Annotated in this window: 17 protein-coding genes, 1 tRNA gene and 1 pseudogene; 12 read left to right on the top strand and 7 right to left on the bottom strand. The window is 41.0% G+C overall.

The window, feature by feature from the left end:
- Positions 1–330 precede the first annotated feature (330 nt).
- Entirely contained in the window at positions 331–1,008 is a 678-nt protein-coding gene (rppA, locus tag FNW02_RS03035; protein ID WP_191756121.1) for a two-component system response regulator RppA, read from the top strand.
- A 220-nt stretch (positions 1,009–1,228) separates the two neighbouring features.
- Here rppA and FNW02_RS03040 read toward each other — a convergent pair whose 3' ends face one another.
- Complete coding sequence (locus FNW02_RS03040; protein WP_225225390.1) at positions 1,229–1,780, bottom strand: hypothetical protein; 552 nt, start codon at positions 1,778–1,780, stop codon at positions 1,229–1,231.
- Between the two features lie 304 nt (positions 1,781–2,084).
- Here FNW02_RS03040 and FNW02_RS03045 point away from each other — a divergent pair, with 304 nt between their 5' ends.
- The 7 genes from FNW02_RS03045 to FNW02_RS03075 all read left to right on the top strand — a co-directional run bounded on the left by FNW02_RS03045 (position 2,085) and on the right by FNW02_RS03075 (position 9,272).
- Entirely contained in the window at positions 2,085–3,362 is a 1,278-nt protein-coding gene (locus tag FNW02_RS03045) for a sensor histidine kinase (protein ID WP_191756123.1), read from the top strand.
- A 355-nt stretch (positions 3,363–3,717) separates the two neighbouring features.
- On the top strand, positions 3,718–4,671 hold the full coding sequence (locus FNW02_RS03050; RefSeq protein ID WP_191756124.1) for a YihY/virulence factor BrkB family protein: 954 nt from the start codon (positions 3,718–3,720) through the stop codon (positions 4,669–4,671).
- Positions 4,672–4,759: 88 nt separating this feature from the next.
- Positions 4,760–5,446, top strand: coding sequence for a hypothetical protein (locus tag FNW02_RS03055; RefSeq protein ID WP_191756125.1), 687 nt, complete (start codon positions 4,760–4,762; stop codon positions 5,444–5,446).
- Between the two features lie 114 nt (positions 5,447–5,560).
- A complete protein-coding gene (locus tag FNW02_RS03060; RefSeq protein WP_191756126.1) occupies positions 5,561–5,971 on the top strand; it encodes a DNA-binding protein in 411 nt (136 codons plus the stop codon).
- 304 nt (positions 5,972–6,275) lie between these two features.
- Entirely contained in the window at positions 6,276–7,559 is a 1,284-nt protein-coding gene (locus FNW02_RS03065) for a DUF389 domain-containing protein (protein ID WP_191756127.1), read from the top strand.
- A gap of 309 nt (positions 7,560–7,868) precedes the next feature.
- Positions 7,869–8,705 (top strand): DUF2382 domain-containing protein, encoded by an 837-nt coding sequence (locus FNW02_RS03070; RefSeq protein ID WP_191756128.1) that lies wholly within the window; start codon positions 7,869–7,871, stop codon positions 8,703–8,705.
- Positions 8,706–8,954: 249 nt separating this feature from the next.
- Positions 8,955–9,272 carry a hypothetical protein gene (locus FNW02_RS03075; RefSeq protein ID WP_225225391.1) on the top strand — a complete coding sequence of 106 codons (318 nt, stop codon included), beginning with the start codon at positions 8,955–8,957 and terminating at the stop codon, positions 9,270–9,272.
- A 156-nt stretch (positions 9,273–9,428) separates the two neighbouring features.
- On the opposite strand, the gene FNW02_RS03080 is transcribed toward FNW02_RS03075, so the two are convergent.
- The 3 genes from FNW02_RS03080 to FNW02_RS03090 form a co-directional block, all read right to left on the bottom strand.
- Positions 9,429–10,349, bottom strand: a complete 921-nt coding sequence (locus tag FNW02_RS03080) for an S-layer homology domain-containing protein (RefSeq protein ID WP_191756129.1) — start codon at positions 10,347–10,349, stop codon at positions 9,429–9,431.
- A 373-nt stretch (positions 10,350–10,722) separates the two neighbouring features.
- Positions 10,723–13,518 carry a cation-translocating P-type ATPase gene (locus tag FNW02_RS03085; RefSeq protein ID WP_191756130.1) on the bottom strand — a complete coding sequence of 932 codons (2,796 nt, stop codon included), beginning with the start codon at positions 13,516–13,518 and terminating at the stop codon, positions 10,723–10,725.
- A gap of 498 nt (positions 13,519–14,016) precedes the next feature.
- Complete coding sequence (locus tag FNW02_RS03090; RefSeq protein WP_191756131.1) at positions 14,017–14,397, bottom strand: DUF1636 family protein; 381 nt, start codon at positions 14,395–14,397, stop codon at positions 14,017–14,019.
- Positions 14,398–14,479: 82 nt separating this feature from the next.
- On the opposite strand from FNW02_RS03090, the pseudogene FNW02_RS03095 reads away from it, so the two are divergent.
- Positions 14,480–14,764 (top strand): annotated as a pseudogene (locus FNW02_RS03095) (DUF2887 domain-containing protein); the annotation flags it as partial.
- Positions 14,694–14,900 (top strand): hypothetical protein, encoded by a 207-nt coding sequence (locus FNW02_RS38340; protein ID WP_225225408.1) that lies wholly within the window; start codon positions 14,694–14,696, stop codon positions 14,898–14,900. The pseudogene FNW02_RS03095 and the gene FNW02_RS38340, both read left to right, overlap by 71 nt.
- Before the next feature lie 387 nt (positions 14,901–15,287).
- Here the strand turns inward: FNW02_RS38340 and FNW02_RS03100 are convergent, their stop codons facing one another.
- Complete coding sequence (locus FNW02_RS03100) at positions 15,288–16,940, bottom strand: Ppx/GppA phosphatase family protein (protein ID WP_191756132.1); 1,653 nt, start codon at positions 16,938–16,940, stop codon at positions 15,288–15,290.
- Positions 16,941–17,348: 408 nt separating this feature from the next.
- On the opposite strand from FNW02_RS03100, the gene FNW02_RS03105 reads away from it, so the two are divergent.
- Together FNW02_RS03105 and FNW02_RS03110 are read left to right on the top strand one after the other, a co-directional pair.
- A complete protein-coding gene (locus FNW02_RS03105) occupies positions 17,349–18,230 on the top strand; it encodes a 4-hydroxybenzoate solanesyltransferase (protein WP_191756133.1) in 882 nt (293 codons plus the stop codon).
- Between the two features lie 364 nt (positions 18,231–18,594).
- Positions 18,595–18,667, top strand: a tRNA-Ala gene (locus tag FNW02_RS03110).
- A gap of 111 nt (positions 18,668–18,778) precedes the next feature.
- Here the strand turns inward: FNW02_RS03110 and FNW02_RS03115 are convergent.
- Together FNW02_RS03115 and rplL are read right to left on the bottom strand one after the other, a co-directional pair.
- A complete protein-coding gene (locus FNW02_RS03115) occupies positions 18,779–19,330 on the bottom strand; it encodes a Uma2 family endonuclease (protein WP_191756134.1) in 552 nt (183 codons plus the stop codon).
- Positions 19,331–19,482: 152 nt separating this feature from the next.
- A complete protein-coding gene (gene rplL / locus FNW02_RS03120; RefSeq protein ID WP_191756135.1) occupies positions 19,483–19,875 on the bottom strand; it encodes a 50S ribosomal protein L7/L12 in 393 nt (130 codons plus the stop codon).
- Between the last annotated feature and the right edge of the window lie 8 nt (positions 19,876–19,883).

A 19,883-nucleotide genomic window follows, 5' to 3' on the forward strand; every position in this document is an offset into this window, starting at 1 on the left:
CTCAAAGCTTCTAGACCTTGATCGGGTACACTTCAGATCACTTCACCTCTGACAAGTTTTTTGGAGCGTCTGTTTGAAGCCATCAATCAAGCCCATGGCGAACATGACCTGCGATCGCAAATCGTACCAAAAATTGGTGAGTATGTTACAAAATTCGTAAGCCTAAAAACTACCTTTTGGCAGAAATGTAATATTTTTTGTGTGAAGATCTTAGATATCAAAATATACATTAACATCTTACTGGTGGAAGAAGAAAGCTACGTTTGGTTCTTTTACTCTTAAGCAAGGAGGCTGGCAATTTCGGTTAGCTTAATTGCCAAAAAGAGCTTTATGCGGATATTGCTGGTAGAGGACGATCGCGAACAAATAGAACCATTACAAGGTGTGCTATCGGAAGCTGGATACATTGTAGATGGCGTTGAAGATGGCGAAACTGCACAGTGGTTATTGTCCAAAAAAGAGTATGATTTATTAATTTTGGACTGGATGTTGCCCACAATTAGCGGGTTAAGTCTTTGTCGTCAGTACCGACTTCGTGGTAAAACTACACCTGTGTTGATGCTCACTGCCAAGGACACCACGCCAGATAAAGTTATGGGTTTAGATGCAGGAGCAGATGATTATCTTGTCAAACCTGCTGATTTGGTAGAATTATTAGCGCGGGTACGTGCTTTAGGGAGGCGATCGCCCCAATGGGTGGGTGATGTTCTTCGCGTTGCAGATTTACAACTGCACCTATATAACTTAACTGTGGAACGCAATCAGACAATTATAGATTTATCACCACGCGAAGCTCAATTGCTAGAGTACTTAATGCGTCACCGCAATCAGATCTTAACTCGCGAGTTGATTGAAGAAGCATTGTGGGAATGGGGTTCGGAACCGGAAAGCAATGCATTAACTGTACTAGTACGGAAGTTGCGCCATCGTTTGCAGTTAGTTGGTGCAGCAGATTGGATTAAAACAGTCTACGGTATGGGTTATAGTCTAAAAGCTCCAGATAATTAAATATAAATAGAGACAGAGACGCTCCAAAGTTATCAAAAATTGCTCTATAGGATTCAATTAACCACTAAGACACTGAGCTTAATTGCACCGATAAAGCAGATTTTTTACCATATTTAAATGGCTAGTAATACTCACCCTACACTTAAACCTCAAGTGTACTGAGTTTTTTCAAAAATCAAACTTGATTCCTAAATTTAGTAGAAATTAATTGGAATACTGGCTAATTTTTTACCCGATAGCTTATAAACATTCCAGCATCTTCATGAGACAATCCCAGTTCTTGATTAATCATAGCTTTTACAGAGCTTAATTCTGTGACTGGAAACTCAAATTCTAACTTTTTAAGTATGGAGTTGGCAGTATTGACCTCAACTTTTGTCAATCTTCGCTTTTTTTCTATTTCAGCTAGGATTCCTAGCACTTGAACCGCAGACCGTATTTGTATTTGTGTATTAGCTTGTATTTCTATTTCACCAGATACTCCCAACTCTTGAGCAATCATAGCTTTTATTTTGCTTAATTCTGCGACTGGAATTTTAAATATTAACTTTTTTAGTACGGAGTTTGCGGTCTTAAGCTCAACTTCGGTAAACTCCTGCTCTTTTTCAATTTCAGCTTCGGTTAGTAGCACATTAGCTGCAAGTCTGATTTTTACTGTTTGTGTATCAGCTTGGAGCTTGTTTATGATAGGGTGTGAACGACTCAATAGGATATTTGTTAACGATTCACCACCAAGTCCAAAAGCAGTTAGGAGCAGTGGCAAAGGTAGCAAATATTCTAGCTTTAAAGAATGTAATTTCTCTAATAAGTTGGACAAAAACATACAGTAATAAACTTAGTTTTACAGCTAGTATTTAGATAAAAATTTTAAGTAATATAGTGTTAGATTTATCTTTTCAAGACTTTTTTAAACTTTGATTTTATTTACAATCTGACCGAAAAAAGATATGTTGTTAAGGTCTAGTTTTTTAGTACAAGTAGTAAGATAAACAATTATCATTATAAATATTTTCACAAATTTGCTATACAAAAATTTTAGCTGCATCTGTATATTATAAACCTCTCGTCTAAGTATAATGTTTCTCCGTAGTCGCAGTAATCTAGCTCTGTGGTTTACCCTAACAATGGGGAGTATTTTGGTCGTTTTTGCGGGGGTAGTTTACTACCAAGCAGTCTTAGACGAACTGGAGGATCTTGATCGCTTGCTCTACAAAAAATCTAGAGTTATGGCGGTGAATGCGAAGTATGATTTGCGTAAAAAACAGTTAGACCTGGAAAATGTGCCGCTTTTGGGAAGTAACGTATCTCCATTGGGTACTGATTTTCTATACGCACATTGGTACGACACCAAAAAGCAACTTGTACAATTTTTTGGTCAAACTCCAGAGATGCAGCTGACAATAACCCCTGGATTTAACACTCTCAAGACTACGTTTTACTACTCAAAGGAAATACCCTCTGTAATCTGGCTGCGTCAATTAACGCTGGCTGTTTACCAAGATAGTTTGTTAATCGGTTATCTCCAAGTTGCAACGCCGCTAACATCCGTACAAAATGATCTGGCTCAGTTACGGCTAGTTTTGCTTTTGATAGTGCCAGCAACCTTGGGGGTAATCGGTTTAGCTGGTTGGTATTTGGGGGGAATAGCAATGCAACCAATTCATGACAGCTATGACCAGCTACAGCGCTTCACAGCTGATGCTTCTCATGAATTGCGATCGCCTTTGTCAGCGATTACTAGCAATGCCCAGTATGGTTTAATATCTAAATCTAACGATATTGAAGCGCAGCGTCAGCGCTTCGGGAAGATTTTCGATGTCGCTAAGTCAATGAATACTCTGGTGAATAATCTGCTGTTTCTGGCGCGTCATGCAGGTCGATTATCCCCTGAATCTTTGCAAGAAGTTGACTTAAAGAGTGAGCTTTTACAAATAGCAGATGAATATGCAACACAAGAGGCTACACAACATCTCAATCTAACTTATACTTTACCAACTAAGAGTTTGATTGTACTGGGTGATGCCAACTTGCTGCGTCAAGCAGTAGTTAATTTGCTCAGTAATGCCTGTAAATATACTCCTGCTGGCGGTCAAGTTCAGTTGCGGCTGTTCACCCAGTCATATTGGGCTGTAATTGAAGTTATGGACAGTGGTATCGGTATTCCCAACGCAGATTTACCGCATATTTTTGAGCGGTTTTATCGGGTGGATAAAAAGCGATCGCGCAAAACTGGCGGTTATGGTTTAGGGTTATCTATTGTCCACCAAATCGTTGCTGCACATGCTGGTTACATTAGTGTCAAAAGTGTAGTCGAGAAGGGAACAACTTTTCAAATTTTTTTACAACTCAAATAGTCGCAGTAGTTGGTGCTGTCACTTTCTGTTCACATTTTTTGTTAATACTGAAAACAGCTAAATAAGCAGGTTATCATTCCTTTTGACTAAAAACACTTCACCACGAGCGAGTGTGTCTCGACAAGAACTTGTGGAGTTAGGGCGATCGCAATTATAAGCATGACTGTGAGGATGAGTTTGCTGGCAATCACCACCTTATACCGTTCCTTTGTAAAGCTGCGCCAAACTCTTTTGATCTCTTATTTCTTCTCTTCTCTACGACACGCTACGCGAACGCAGAGAAGGTTTATTTATCTAATGCTAGCTAGAGTAATTTTACAACTAAAAGGGGGCTACCAGCCAAGTAATTTTTATTATGAATTTAAGAAAAGTTTGGAGACTGTTCAAAGAAACATTTTCAGAGTGGCAATTTAACGAAGTATCTCTATTAGCATCATCCTTAGCTTATTACACAGTATTTTCGCTTGCACCTTTGATGGTAATTATTATAACAATCCTTGGTGCAATTTATGGAGAAGCAACAGCGCAACAACAAATTGTTGACCAATTGCAAGAAATAGTTGGTGAAGAAGGCGCACAATTACTTGCCACTGCGATCGCCAACATGAGAGAAGATACTCGTGGAGGAGTATTGAGACTAATTTTCAATTTTGGTTTTTTTGCCTTTGGTGCTTCTGGAGTTTTTGCACAAATCCAATACGCACTCGACAAAATTTGGGAAGTAAAACCAGAACCTAGACGGCAGATTTTTCACTTCCTTCGTAAACGTATTTTGACCTTTGCAATGGTGCTGGTCATTGCTTTTTTACTATTTGTTTCCTATCTCGTAAGTAACATTTTAGTAGTAATAGTTAATAATTTGAGTGATTTATTGCCAGGTTTAAGTTATCTATGGCAAATTCTCAGCTTTTTACTCTCCTTTAGTATCCTCGCACTGTTATTTGCAGCAATCTACACAATTCTACCTGATGCTCAAGTTGCATGGCGCTCTACTTTGGTGGGTGCGGCAATTACTGCACTTTTATTTATGGTAGGGCAGTTTTTATTTGGATTATTTTTGAGTCAAATTGATATTGGCTCTGCTTACGGTGTTGCAGGTTCTTTTGTAATTGTCATTACTTGGATTTATTACGCCGCTCACATTCTATTTTTAGGTGCAGAATTTACTAAAGTTTATGCCAAAATATATGGCTCCCCGATTATACCTGAAGAGTATGCTATCCATATTTCTCACAACGACCAACACGAATCTCAAGAACCGTTTTCAAGTAAGCAAGATAGTCAACGTAGACCGAAGAATTTTCGATAAAAATGTTAGCATTGCAACAGCGTTGTCACTTTCTCCTCACTTTTGTTGTCAATACTAAAGATAACAAGATGAAAAGGAAAGAATATCCATGAATACTACTTTTTTCAAATGCACTTCTACTTTACTAACTCTTGGGATGGTTGTTATTGGTAGCATGCCAGCTCGTGCTGAAAAGCAGAACTCTACTTCTGTTAATACCACTAATTATGTAACGCTAACGCCAAATCAGTTAGAAAAAGTGGGTGAAACTCCTGATACTGCTCTTACTTCTGCATCAGGTTTGACTACAGAATCAACACAACTTCAAACTGTACAAACTCCCTCAAATATTCAATCGGAAAAGGTAGCTCAAACTTTTGAACCTGGTAGAGCTACTCGTTCTGGTTCTAGCTATATCGGTGTTGGTGGTAACATTGGTTTGAGTGGCGATACACGGGTAGGTGAAGGTTCATTTGCTGTGATTAGCAAAATTGGACTTACACAAAATTTGTCTGCGCGTCCTGCGGCTTTAGTTGGAGATAATACAGTTTTCCTCATACCCCTAACTGTAGATTTTCCTACAGAAAATTTGGAAGTTACTCAACTAAATGTAGCGCCTTATGTTGGTGGTGGCATTGCAGTTTCTACAGGCAGAGATAGCACCGTAGGTGCATTAATTTCTGGCGGTGTAGATGTTCCTTTATCCCCACAGATTACAGCAACGGGTGGAGTAAATGTCAGTTTTATCGATGAAACTGATGTAGGCATATTACTGGGTGTAGGCTACAACTTTTAGATATTCTCAATTCAATTGAATAGCTGTTGAAAATTCATCTAAATTTTAACCGTCACTTTCTGCTCACATTTGCTTTCAACAATGAAGATAGCAGAGTTAATCAGGTAATTAGCAATGAATAAACAACTACTATTCGGCTTAACCTTAGCAGCAATTTCTGCAATAACAATTCCAACCTTACCTACCTTGGCACAAGCCCAAACTAGAACCAGAATTAGTGACTTACAACAGCGTACCGCTGGTACAACTGTATCTGGTAAAGTTACACAGATTGTGGGTAATGATTTCATCATTGACGATGGTAGTGGGCAACTAATTGTTGATGCGGGGCCGCGTTGGTGGCGCGAGATTGATCTTAAGTCTGGTGAGCAGGTTACTGTTACGGGTGAGTTGGGCAGAGGCGGGGAGTTAGATGCTTTTTCCATTACTCGTGCAGATGGTTCTGTGATTGATATTCGTCCATCTCAAGGGCCTCCACCTTGGGCGGGTGGGCCTAAGCGTGCTCCGCAGTCGCGCCCTAACTAGGTACAGCTTGATGATCTCTGAAGCTCCGTTTTAGAGAGGGGATTTTTAACAAGGATTTTTCATCAAACTGTGATGGAGCTGTTCATTGCAGCTCCTACTGTGCAAAGCTAAAAACGTCGGGCTATTGTTATCACCCAGAAAATTAACAAATATACCTTCAGTTAGAGAGGAAATTATCTTGCAATACGAGATTGTTATCGGCAGGAGGTTATAACATTTAACGAAATTTTTGATACAAATATACTTTTCTTAACTCCTCCTGCCTCCCCTGCTCAAAAACATCTCAAGGTGAAATGGTATTACTATGCGCCAAGTAATCGTCCAAGTACCACGCGGGCAAGGCAAAGAAGTTCTTGATATTGCTAAGTCTGTTAATGGGGTAAACCTAGCTCAGTTGGAGGCAACAGGCTGTGACGAATTACTTGACTTAGTGCTGGTTCACGTTTCCAATCAGTATGTTGAAAAGTTGTTAGGAAAATTAGAAAACATACCCAAATTACATATCACACTACTGCCAACGGGAGTCATAGCTCTAAGTCCTCCCGCTTCACAAGCACCTCAGCAGGTCAAAAATGTGGAAGAACGCAGCCCAATTGAGATTTTTCTCAGTGGTTTGCAAAGTGTTGGCTCTTGGCGCGGTTTTTTGGGATATGCGGCTGTAGCTGGTTTTGTCGTGTGGATTGGCTTGTACACCAACACAATTTACTTACTAACTGCGGCAATGCTGATTGCCCCGTTTGCTGGCCCAGCGATGAATGTAGCGATAGCAACAGCCAGGGGAGATAGCCAATTGCTCTGGCGCGGCATTCTGCGCTATTTTGCAGCATTAGCAATGACGATAACCGTCGCCGGAATGCTCAGTTTAATTATGCGGCAGGATATTGCCACTAGTTTGATGCTTGAACGCAGTCAAATTTCCTCAGTAGCAGTTTTATTACCTTTAGCAGCAGGAGCAGCGGGAGCGCTGAATTTAGTTCAATCTGAACGGAGTAGTCTGGTATCTGGGGCAGCAACCGGAATGCTAGTTGCCGCTTCTTTGGCTCCTCCTGCGGGAATTGTCGGTATGGCAAGCGCAATTGCTAGGTGGGATTTGGTAGCTAGCGGTTTGTTTTTGCTCTTACTACAACTGGTAGGAATTAATTTCACAGCTGCATTGTTGTTCCGCTTTTTTGGATTGTCTGCCCAAGGAGTACGTTATAAACGAGGCAAACGCTGGTTGTTTCCTGTGGCATTAACATTTACTGTGGCAGTCATAGCAAGCTTACTGACTTGGCAGTTTACCAGTTCTCCTAATTTGCAACGCTCCACTCTTGCTCAACGCGCTAATGCTCAGATTGAAGAGGTGGTGAGTCAAAGCCCTCTGGTGAACTTGGTAGAGGCGAATGTTCGATTCACTGGCGCAAATATTAAAGGCCAGAACACACTACTTTGTGTAGTCTACGTCCAACCACGTGAGGATGCGATCGCATCTTCAGAGGAAATTCGTTCCCGCCTGACTCAAGCCATCCAAACCCGTTTACTACAACAAAATCTCAATATCACACCTCTTATTGATGTCAATGTCCTGGAACTTCCTACTAGCAACTGAAGAGTGAAAGCTTCAGTCCTCCTATTTCGTGAGTTTCAGGGAACTCTATTAACATAAGTGTGAAGACAAATTTATTTATAAATAATACCAATTACAAAAAAGAATGTGACAGACCATGTAGAGACGTTGCAATGCAACGTCTCTGCTAAAATTAATGACAACAAATCTATAATTTCATATTAGAATAAAAAATAGCTATTATACAAAAATCATCAATATTTTTAATCCTTAATCATCCAATAGTTAGAAGATTATTTTATAAATATTTTTAACATAGTAAGTAACAGATATAAATTGGAGAAAACCCAAATGGCACTTGTAAAATTAGAAGAATTCTATCCAGACTATCGTGAGCATGACTCTCACAACATTGATGACATCAAGAGTTTTGATGTCTATGACCAAACAAATGACAAAATTGGTTCTATTCACAACATTTTAGTTGATGAACAAACAGGTAAATTCCGCTATTTTGTAGTAGACACAGGTTTCTGGATTTTTGGTAAAAAAGTTTTACTACCAGTCGGGCTTGCTGATATTCGTTACACTGACAGACGGATTTATGCCAAAAGTCTGACTAAAGAGCAAGTAGAAAACTTGCCTAACTTTGATGAATTGGAAAAGGTTGATTACGACTATGAAGAACAAGTACGTGGAGTTTATCGGACTTCAACTGCTGCTTCTGGCATAACTCAGCCTGCTACTTATGACCGCAGCACTTACAACTACGAGCAAGAACCGTCACTTTACGACATTAACAAACAGGATAGTCAAACCTTGAAGTTATACGAAGAACGGTTAGTTGCTAGCAAACAACGTCGCAAGACTGGAGAAGTTACTATTGGTAAACATGTAGAAACTGAGACTGCTCGTGTTGCAGTTCCCGTTGAAAAAGAACGAGTAGTAATTGAGCGTACAAATCCCACAAATGCTACACCAACCAATCCAGGTAATGCCTTTCGTGAAGGTGAAGTAGCTCGCATGGAAATTTACGAAGAAACACCCGATATTCGCAAAGAAGCTGTATTGAAAGAAGAAGTTAAAGTCAAGAAAGTTGTAGAACATGACACAGTTCAAGCTCAAGAAACTGTTCGACGCGAAGAACTTGACATAGATGCCGAAGGACGTCCGATTGTGGACAAGTAAATCTAGTAAAGCTTACCCACACTCTAAAAATTCTTTACTATAAAACGCTACGCGATCGCGTAGCGTTTTATAGTTCCGGCATTCTCGACAAGTAGGTATGTAAGATAAAACTTTTGTTCGTAGTGAGTGATTTATCGCTTTATACAAGATTCTTAAGGGCTAGATCTGCTTACTAATAGCTTTGCTTTAAGCCCTTCTACTCAATAGACATGATTGTTATAAATAAAATAAATATAAAAATCAAAATAAATGGCAAAATTACAGCACAATTATCCTGGGAAATTGCTGGGGGCTGGTAGGTCGGGACAGGTATTTTTAGTAACTACCCAGCAAGGTTTAATAGCAAAAAAAATATTTTATACAGACAAGATTGCTGGCATAATTCATTATTTTTTCTTCGGTTCTCCAAATCCTTATATTTGGAATGAAGATGCTATCAAATGTGCTTTTTATCGTCGCCGGATTCTTAGTGAGTTAGTTCAGTTTTGGTTTAGCAAGAATTTAAAAGTTGCAGAAGCGATCGCCACGCCACCTCTGGGAATCCAGAATTTAAAGCCTACCAAATAGATACAGAATTTATTTCTGGCAGACATATTGCGTTACGTCAACCTTGTAGCCACGAGCGAATACACGAATTCGTGCGTCATACCAATTTAAAAAATGTGGCAGATAGACCATGTAGAGACGTTGCATTGTAACGTCTCTATAAACCATGAATGACTATTATTGAGTATTTTGGTTATTACCAGAAGTCCGAACAATATATTGAGTAGCAGATGAATCTTTCGCAAGTGGTTCAATTCTTCCTTGAGAAACTAATGTTTGATGGATTAAAGCCGCAATTTCTGCACGGCTAGCAGGCTGGTTAGGATTGAGTACTTTTGGATTCGGATAGTTAACCACTATATTTTGTTTGGTTGCTTTAGCTACATCAGGAATAGCATTTTGCGGGATACTGCTGGCATCTGTGTAATAGTCACTGACAATAGCTGAGGCAGAACGGTCTGGCTGTGTGGTTTGAGGTGTCGTTCTAGGAGTAGTCGCGGGAGAAGGTACAGCCTCGGCTCTAGGAATTAATAGATGCTGCATTAAGGAAGTTATTGCTATTGGCACAAATACTGGTCTTCTCCTTGCTCGTCTTTGTGTAGTTGGTTGTGTTGAGGCTGCTACTGGTGTATCAGAAGTTAAATCCAGACCTTGGTTCAAAGCAGTTATTGCTTGAACTTTGGTAACAGGTTGATTTGGTCTAAAGTTACCACTAGAATCACCGGACATAAAACCTTGTTGAGATGCCGACTCAATTGGACGTTCTGCCCAATATCCCTCAGAAACATCTTCGTATACAGAACCACTTTCTATTTGTCGCACTGGCGGTTGATTAAAAGCTTTGCGAATGATTGCAGCTAACTCATCACGCTGTACTGCTTGCTCTGGTCGAAATGTGCCATCAGGATATCCCGCCACAATATTTCTTTGTGCTAAGCGTTGAATAAATGGCTGTGCCCAATAATTAGGTTGAACATCACTGAAGACTGTCTGTGTTGGAGTTTGAGCATAAATTGGTAACGGTGCAACTGCGTTTACTGCAAAACATAACGTTGGTAAAGATGCAGCTGCTAATAATAATTGCAGTGAAAAAGTCATGACTATGACTCCTAATAGTTTGCTTTATTTACTGACAGTAGTTTATTTGTTTTATTGCCAAATCTATCTATTGATATTAATCCCAATCTATCTTTTGATATTAATCTAAATATAGTAATGATAATTTCCTCGCAATGAAAGTTATACTTTTGCTAAAAAATAGGAATTGGTATGTACCTATACCCAACTCTAATAATTAATGACCGAATGATTCCTTAATGGTACAGAGCAAGCAGATTTATTCGTGGAATCAATAGGAAATCCCAAATCCAAAATTAAGAAAGCAAGCGGATTGATCCCTGGGGTCAATCCAAAATCTAAAATCGTCTAACTCTGTGGCTTTAAATTAAAATTTAAAGAAGATTGCTATAGTTCAATCAAGAGGGTCAAAACGATTGACTAATGCGGATACTACAATCATTGGCAACCCAACAAATAAGCAAATTAACCATTGATTTAAGTTCAGTGGTGCTGTAGAAAATAAGCTATTCATCAAGTTCCATTGACTAAAAATTATCTGCAAAATTACAGTACAAGCAATTCCAATTCCAATTGCTGAGGCATCGTTAATTTTCTGTCTAATTCCTCGAAGTCTGGCAATAAAAGCATTTCCTAATTGACTAATACTTAAAAGATAAAATATTCTTCCTGCTACTAGAGCTTGAATTGCCATTGTCCGAGCTAGAGCGAGATTTCCTGTAGTTTGTCGTATCCATTCAAATACACCAAAAATCAAAATCCAGTTAAAGATAGAAATTGCTATGATGCGCTTGACTAAACTTTGGGAAAGCAATGATTCGCGGGGGTTACGTGGCGGTTGCTGCATCACCCGTTCCGATTTTGGCTCAAAGGCTAAAGGTACAGTCATAGCAATGGAATTAACCATATTTAGCCACAGAACTTGTAAAGACAAAATTGGTAATTCTCTGGCCAGCAGTACACTAATCAAAATCGTCATTGATTCGCCACCGTTGACAGGTAGAATAAAGGCGATCGCTTTGAGCAAGTTCCGGTAAACCGTTCGCCCTTCCTCAACTGCTGCTTCTATTGAGGCAAAATTATCATCGGTCAAAATCATATCAGAGGCTTCTTTCGCCACCTCCGTACCTGCACCCCCCATCGCAATACCAATATCTGCTTGTTTGAGAGCGGGTGCATCGTTGACACCATCCCCCGTCATCGCCACGACTTCGCCTTTGGATTGTAATGCTTCGACGATACGGAGTTTCTGTTCTGGCGCAACACGCGCAAATACCGCCCCATCTTCTATAGCTGTGGCGAGTTCTGATTTCTCCATTCGAGCAAGTTCGCTTCCTGTGAAAGCTAGAACTTCGCCGTTTTTGTTGAAGCCCATACTTTGAGCGATCGCCCGTGCAGTTACCGCATGATCGCCTGTAATCATTTTGACTTGGATACCAGCTTCTTGGCAGGCTTGTACCGCTTTGATTGCTTCTGTTCGAGGCGGATCGATCATCCCCTGTAATCCCAAGAAAATCAAATCATTTTCGATATCTGCATGTTGTAGAGACGTTGCATGCAACGTCTCTACAGGCACAGATTTCTTGGCAAACGCTAGCACCCTTAAACCAAGATTTGCCATTGCATCAACTTCTTGATGTATCATGTCTGCATCCACAGAGGTAAAGTTTCCCTCTGCATCTAACATCTGCTGACAACGTTTAAGGATTGCCTCGACCGAACCTTTAACGAAGATAATTCTTTGTCCTTTGTCATTTGCCAATGACGTAGATGCCCTAACAGCTTCATGTGGGGTATGACCAATGACAAACGACGAAGTTTCATGCAGAGTTGCCATATATTGGAACTCAGATTCAAACGGGATAACATCCAATCTGGGCATTTCCTGTTCTAAGCTGCTGCGGCTATATCCAACTTTCTGGGCAACAGCTATCAATGCTCCCTCTGTAGGATCGCCAACAACCTGCCATTGCTCGTCCTTTTTTTCCAGGTACGAGTCATTACATAACAATCCAGCTTTTATACATTCTTCAAGAGCAGAAGAATTATCTGAGTTTACTGGTTTTTCATCGAGTAAAATTTCTCCTTGTGGAGCATAGCCTACACCAGTGACTTTATACTGTCTATTGCCTGCATAAATTGCCTGTACAGTCATCTGGTTTTCAGTTAGCGTACCAGTTTTGTCAGAACAGATAACTGTAGCACCGCCAAGAGTTTCCACTGCTGGCAACTTGCGAACGATCGCGTGACGCCGTGCCATGCGGGAAACACCGATTGCTAGTGTAACCGTCACCACAGCTGGTAATCCTTCGGGAATGGCACTCACAGCAAAAGCGATCGCAGCTTCAAACATTTCTGTCCAGGAGTAGCCGTATCCCAGCCCAACTGCAAACATGAATGCTGCTATCCCTAGAATTATGTACAGTAATGTACGGCTGAATTTGTCAAATTTGCGGGTTAATGGGGTTTTTAAGCTGGTTCCTTGCTCCATTAGCTGGGATATCCGCCCGGTTTCTGTGGCATCTCCAATAGCGACAACAATACCCTTGCCTGTGCCAAACGTCACAAAGCTACCAGCATAAGCCATATTGGTGCGTTCTGCTAAGGGTGCATCTAGATTGAGCAGTTGCGTGTTTTTTTCAGTTGCAATTGATTCTCCCGTTAGCGCTGATTCATTAACTTGCAGATTCCGTACTTGCACTAAACGCAAATCAGCTGGTACTTTGTCTCCCGAAGTAAGTAGTACTACATCCCCCGGTACTAACTCTGTGGAAGATAGTTGCACCTTTTTACCGTTGCGAATGATGTTTGCATTGGTTTGCACAGAAGAAGCTAAGGCTGCGATCGCACTTTCAGCTTTAGATTCTTGCACAAAACCAATAATGGCGTTAATCAGAGTTACGCCCCAAATCACCCCAGCATTTACCCATTGCCCAAGTATTGCCTTGATTGCACCCGCAATTAATAAGATGTACAGCAACGGTTGGTTAAATTGCAAGAGAAATCGTAGCAATGGACTTTTTCCAGGTTTGCTCTTGAGTTCGTTTGTACCAAAATAGTCACGTTTTTTTGTTGCAACAGCAGAGGTTAAACCTGTTTCTAAATTTGTATCTAAATGCCGAGTTATTTCTTGTACAGATAGATGATGCCATTGACTTGACCGAATTATCTCTTTTGGTGTTGCTGTCATCTTATTCGCCCCCATATTCAACACTGACAGGGTAAATTAAGACTATTAGCTGTTTTTATAGTTCTAGCTAACTACTAAAGTTGACCTGTACATCCAGTATTGGAAACAAATGTGATTCAAAAGTGAGTGCAATGCATTCAGTTAACTTCCAGCAAACGTCTTACTTTTGATAGATGTTAAGCTCGTCCCACCCCTAAAAGGGAATAGGATTTCACGTTAACTGTTAACTGTTGACTGTCAACGGTCTAAAAAGGCGTAAATACCCAAATTTAACTAATTATTTACTTCTGCAATACCGCCAAAAAATAGCGTAACGATGAAACCTATTACAACCACAAAGACAATCACTGGAAAAAAGGCAGCAGAAAGAGCGATCGCACGAGCGTTACTGCGACGATAGGCTTGACTTTCAGATTAGACACGTTCTCTTGGTAGGTTTCGGCGGTGTTTTTTTTGTAACCAAATTTAGTAATTACGTTAGCGCAGACCCAGGGCGAATTACGAATTATTCTGTGGTGGAATTTGGGCGAAAATAGCAGACTGTAATACTTCAGGAAGCTGTTTCCAAACTACATTTCCTTTAGCACTTTTGATATACAGTTGCATAAAATCTATTAATGCTGTGGTACTTTCTTCAAGGGTGAGATTGACGAAGAGATAGGTGGGTTTATCTGGACTGGCGACGGATACAACACAGCCATGATCGCACGCCCATAAACATCCCACTGGTTGAATTTCCACTTGATTATCTGGGAATTTTTCGGCGCATAAAGTGTTTAGTTGTTCAAGTAAAATAGTGCCATCAAAAGGTGGATTATCTGGTCGCTTTTCAGATGAGCGGTGGCAGGATTTGCAGACGAATAACGTGTGTTTGGGCATGGTTTTAGTGGTAATAAAATAGCAATATCGAGGGGATTATGGTTAAATGTTTCATAGGGCTAATTATTTACTGGAATGCTTAATGCGGCGTGATTCGATTTTTTATAAACTATTTCAACAATCTCCTACTTTACTATTTTAACTATTGAAAAATCCGCCAAAAAATGCAGATGAATATAAATTTTATTCGGTAGCTGTTAAAGAACCTAGATTCGACGAGATTGATGCGGTGTTTCTCCCGCCAGAAAATAAAAGTCCGGGTGTGGTGTATTTTTGTGAAGTGCAGTTCCAAAAGGATGAAAAACTCTATGAAAGGGTGTTTGCCGAATCATATTTATATTTCTACCGCAACAGTGACAGATTTAGTGGGACAGCGCGGTCTTCTCCCAAAGGGAGAGGCTAGTGCCAAGGGGGTTTCCCCTACATCTCGTCAAGTCATTTTCAAAAAACAACTCTATGCGATCGCCCCGCAGTCGAGTTACGCCATATTCAATCACTTATAGCGATTCCCAGGTGGATGAGGTACATATCAAAACCTCACCCCCAGCCCCTCTCCTTAGTAACTACGGTGTACACACATCTCTGTACCAAACCAAAATCGTGTAGATCCTCCTAAATCCTCCTTAAAAAGGAGGACTTTGAGAAGTTTTTGCCCCCCTTGAGAAGGGGGGTTGGGGGGATCAAAAGCTTGTGAGGCCACTCTCAAAGACTTGTGTGTACACCGTAGCTCCGAAGTTCGGAGAGGGGAGGTAAAGCTTTACTTTAGCGGGGTGAGGTCAATCTGTATCTCATTAGATTAGGAAACGCTATATATAGATGTGCAAGCAACGCGAAAAAGTGAGATCGTCATGAAATGACTGTTACAAAAATGTGGGTAATGACATCGTGAACTAGGAGATAGTTGCAACGACAGAATCTTCTAAAGTTGCAATTAATTTCACTCCAAATTCTTCCTCAAATACTCCTTTTTTATAATCTAAGCTCCAGAGTTCTAAAGCACAATCATCAGCAGTTTGAGATGGAAAAATTAATAAGTTAACGTGCCGCAACTGTGGATAATATTCACATTGCACTTGGGCGATCGCTCCAATTTGTCGCCTATCCAATGCAACTGCTAATCTTAAAAGGGCACTCAATTGGCTGACCATTTGACGATGCTGTTTAGTCAGTAAATTCTGATAATTTTCATGTTTTTTCTTCGGTGGCGATTTGCGATGATAACGCGCTAAATTGGCAATAATTTCAATTTCCGTTTCTGTATAACCGAGTAATTCACCATTGCGAATTAGATAGTAAGAATGCTTGTGGTGAGACGAATGGCTGACATAATGACCGCAATTGTGTAATATTGCAGCCGCCCAAAGTAGTTGGCGTTCGTCCTGCCCCCAGTTATGTAGAGTACCTTGAGTTTGGTCAAATAAACTGTGGGCAAATGCTGCCACGCGATCGCTATGTTCTAAGTTAATATGATACTTACTGGCAAGTTTTAGCACATTGCGCTCACGAACCGAACTTTGGTAGCGCAGTCTATCTTCAATTAAACCGTGGGAGAGCATCCAGTCTACAACTACACCTTCTCTGAGAGAACGCTCGCATACTGTTACCGACTCAGCACCCAAAAGGGTCATTGCTTCCTGCAATATTACTGCGCCAGCAAGTATTACTTCAGACCGCTTGTCGGGCATACCGGGTATTGCACCCCTTTCTGAGTTACTCAGTTTCCGCAAGCGATTTACCAACTCCCGCAAGTCTTTAAGATGGAACTGGTAGCCATTGAGAGTAGAAGGGACAACTCCTAGCTTTTCCCGTGCATGAATCATCGCCAGGGTTTCAATCGTGCCAGCCGTTCCAATCAAACGAGGAGATTCCCCAAACTGTAGGTTTGCTAACACCTCATCTACAGAACGTTCCAACATCCCGCGGGCATAGGCTTGTAGATACTGAAACTCGGTGTTGCTGATGGGGTCGGTGGTGATTAACTCGCCAGTAAGCCTGACTGCACCAACTTTAGTACTAGTGAGAGTACGCGGTTCATGACTATCGCCCAAAATTAATTCTGTAGAACCACCACCAATATCGACAATGATGTGGGGCTGGTTATTAAATTCCATCCCCGACAGCACCCCTAGGTAGATGCGTCGCGCTTCTTCTTGACCAGAAATCAAGTCAACGCTTAAACCCAACTCCGTTTCTACCTGGTGTAAAAAATCTTTACCATTGGGAGCTTCCCGCACAGCACTAGTTGCTACTGCAATAATTGTTTCAGCGTTTAAAGTTTTGGCAACTTTTTGGAAGCGTCCTAGAGCTGCGATCGCTTTTTTAATGATCTCTGGTTTTAAATTCCCTGTAGCCAGATCGCGATCGCCCAGTCTCACAGTATCTTTTTCTCTGGCAATAATACTAAAAGCTGGTAGTGTCGGGTCTATCTTGACAATTACCATGTGCAGTGAATTTGTTCCCAGGTCAATGGCAGCAATAATCCGATGTCGCTCAACTGGTTGAGTTGGAATACTTTCCCAGCTAGCCGAAACTAAATTCAGCATCTAGTTTTCTCTCTTTAATTAGAAATAATGGTAAAAAGTGGTGTGTCGGGGTAGTTGGCACTGATATCTGTTGCAACACACTTGCTTTCAGCTTGGTCAAAACTGCGTTTCGGAGGGAAAAGGTTAAAGGCAAAAGGATAAATAACAAACGCACTCGCTTTAGAGCAACTAAATTTGTTTATGAGGTTCCCCTTACCCCTTGCTTTTTTCCCTGCCCGAAGGGCGTTGAGGCTAACTGAGCTAAGTATATTCACCCTGCTGCTTATAACTTTCGTGACTATTTAAACGTTTTTAAAGTTGCCACTTGTAGTTATGCTTTTACAAATAGCAAATAACGATATTCTATAGATGTAAAGATGCATTAATTCATCTAGCTAAAGTGAAGTTCTTAATTTTTTAGTGATTTTTATGTTAAGGACGCCAGAACGCAACCAAGAACCTGTATGGCTTGTAATTATTCGGCTGCTGCGGTGGCATAAACCAGAAGGGCGGTTAATTTTGATGATTCCTGCCCTCTGGGCTGTATTTTTGGCAGCTTCCGGGAAACCACCTTTACCTCTGGTTGGTGTGATCATCTTGGGTACTCTGGCCACAAGTGCAGCCGGTTGTGTTGTCAATGATTTGTGGGATCGGGACATTGATCCAGAAGTTGAGAGAACACGCGATCGCCCTCTCGCCTCCCGCGCCTTGTCTGTAAAAGTTGGGATTGTCGTCGCTATAGTAGCAATGGCGTGTGCAGCAGTTCTTGCCTTTTATCTTAACCCTCTGAGTTTCTGGTTATCTGTGGCAGCAGTACCCGTGATTCTGCTTTATCCAGGGGCAAAGCGGGTATTTCCAGTACCGCAATTAGTGCTTTCGATTGCTTGGGGTTTTGGCGTATTGATCAGCTGGAGTGCGGTGACGCAAAACCTTTCTTCACCGACTTGGCTACTTTGGGGCGCGACTGTATTGTGGACATTGGGATTTGATACGCTTTATGCAATGAGCGATCGCGAAGATGATCGGCGCATTGGTGTTAATTCTAGTGCCCTATTTTTTGGTAATTACGCCCCTGTAGCTATTGGAATTTTCTTTGCGGGCACAATTTTGTTACTAGTTTGGTTAGGTGTATTAATCAACCTTCACTTGCCTTTTTGGATTAGTCTAGTACTGGCTACTATTGGCTGGGTTTGGCAGTCTCTACGATTAAAGCAGCAAGACTTACCTAACCCTATGTACGGTCAAATGTTCCGGCAAAATGTCTGGATTGGTTTTACATTACTTGCTGGGATGATTGCCGGATCTTTTTAAACAGTGGTTGTTGTTTACAGAGTAAATATTCCTATTTTTTGTTTAAGCAAAAAGTCAAGTGATGTGACTTTAAAATTCTCATAGGAAGTTGTTTTTCTAATGGTTCAAGAATCGGTATCCAATAGCCCCATAACATAAGCATTAGTGGAAGGAATGATCATGCGATCGCGTAGCGCACTGTGGCTAATCGCCCACCTTTGATACTCTCTCATTCATCAAGCATCTGTGTTGCAGCCTGAGAGTAAAAATAATGGCGCTCGCACTCTGCTAACCCCTTAATCCAAGTAGTCAAACACCGCCGGATTAAGTTATCATTAGGACAGTTAAAACAAGTTAAAGAGTACTTTGTTTAGGTTGTTCAAAAGGGGAATTAGCTCAGTTGGTAGAGCGCTGCGATCGCACCGCAGAGGTCATCGGTTCAAATCCGTTATTCTCCATAGACATTGTAGAGTAACACCCTTAAAATCACTATCACTGTTAAGGATAATGTAGAAGTCAGAGAATATATCCTAAACTTATTTAAGACCATCTAAGACTTATTTTCTAAGTTAGCTGTTAAGAATTTTTTCTACTGAAATTGAAATATCTGAGAATGAAAGTGGTTGAATTGTTCCCGTAGTCAGTGTCATTTTTGTAGCATACTCTCCATCTAAAGGTTCTCGAAACACTACTAAGTGTAGCTTTTTAAGATTCACAACCCAATATTCTGGGATACCGACTTCTGCGTATATTTGACTTTTTGTCTCTAAATCTTTCTCTAAACTGGAGTTAGCATACTCAATCAGCCAATAAATATTTTCTGGATAGGGGTGATGTTCTCGATACTTACGTCCTAAGCGTTGAACAATGGCAATATCTGGTTCGGGTTCCGAGTTGTTGGGCAAGGTGATAGGCTTGGCTTGACGTAATGTGGCACGTTTGCCTAATAATTCCATCAGATATTCCCCCGCTTCATGACTAGAATAAGCATGAGGTTCCCCTTCCGGCGGCATTTCTACTATTTCTCCCTTGAGCAGTTCAACTTGGCGATCGCTTAAAATACCACCTGCAATCATGCGATGATATTCATCAATCGTCCATTTGGCAGCGAAAACAGTCATGGCGATTGCTTCCTCTCAATGATTCTTTTTATTTCCCATGTTAAAACCACAGGGTAGCTTGTAGGGTGGGCGTTATAATGCCAGTGGTCTATTGATATAAAAAAAGAGCCTAACTTAGGCTCCTCAATCAAAAACTAGTAATGAAATTGTGACTACTTAACAGTTACCTTACCACCAGCTTCTTCGATCCGCTTTTTAGCATCTTCAGCGGCATCTTTAGCAATACCTTCCTTAACTGCCTTGGGTGCAGCTTCCACTAAGTCTTTAGCTTCTTTTAGACCCAAACCAGTCAATTCCCGGACAATCTTCAGCACGGCAATCTTCTTATCAGCTGGGACGGATTCTAGAACTACGTCAAACTCGGTTTGCTCAACAGCTTCTTCAGCGGGTGCAGCAGCACCACCAGGAGCCATCATCATCATGCCGCCAGCCGGTGCAGCAGCACTTACGCCAAAAGCTTCTTCAATTTGCTTGACTAACTCAGAAGCTTCCAGCAAAGACAGGGTTTTTAATTGTTCTAAAATTTGATCGGTTGCAGCAGACATTGATTTAA

Source organism: Komarekiella delphini-convector SJRDD-AB1, from assembly GCF_014831675.1.
Classification (GTDB): Bacteria; Cyanobacteriota; Cyanobacteriia; order Cyanobacteriales; family Nostocaceae; genus Komarekiella.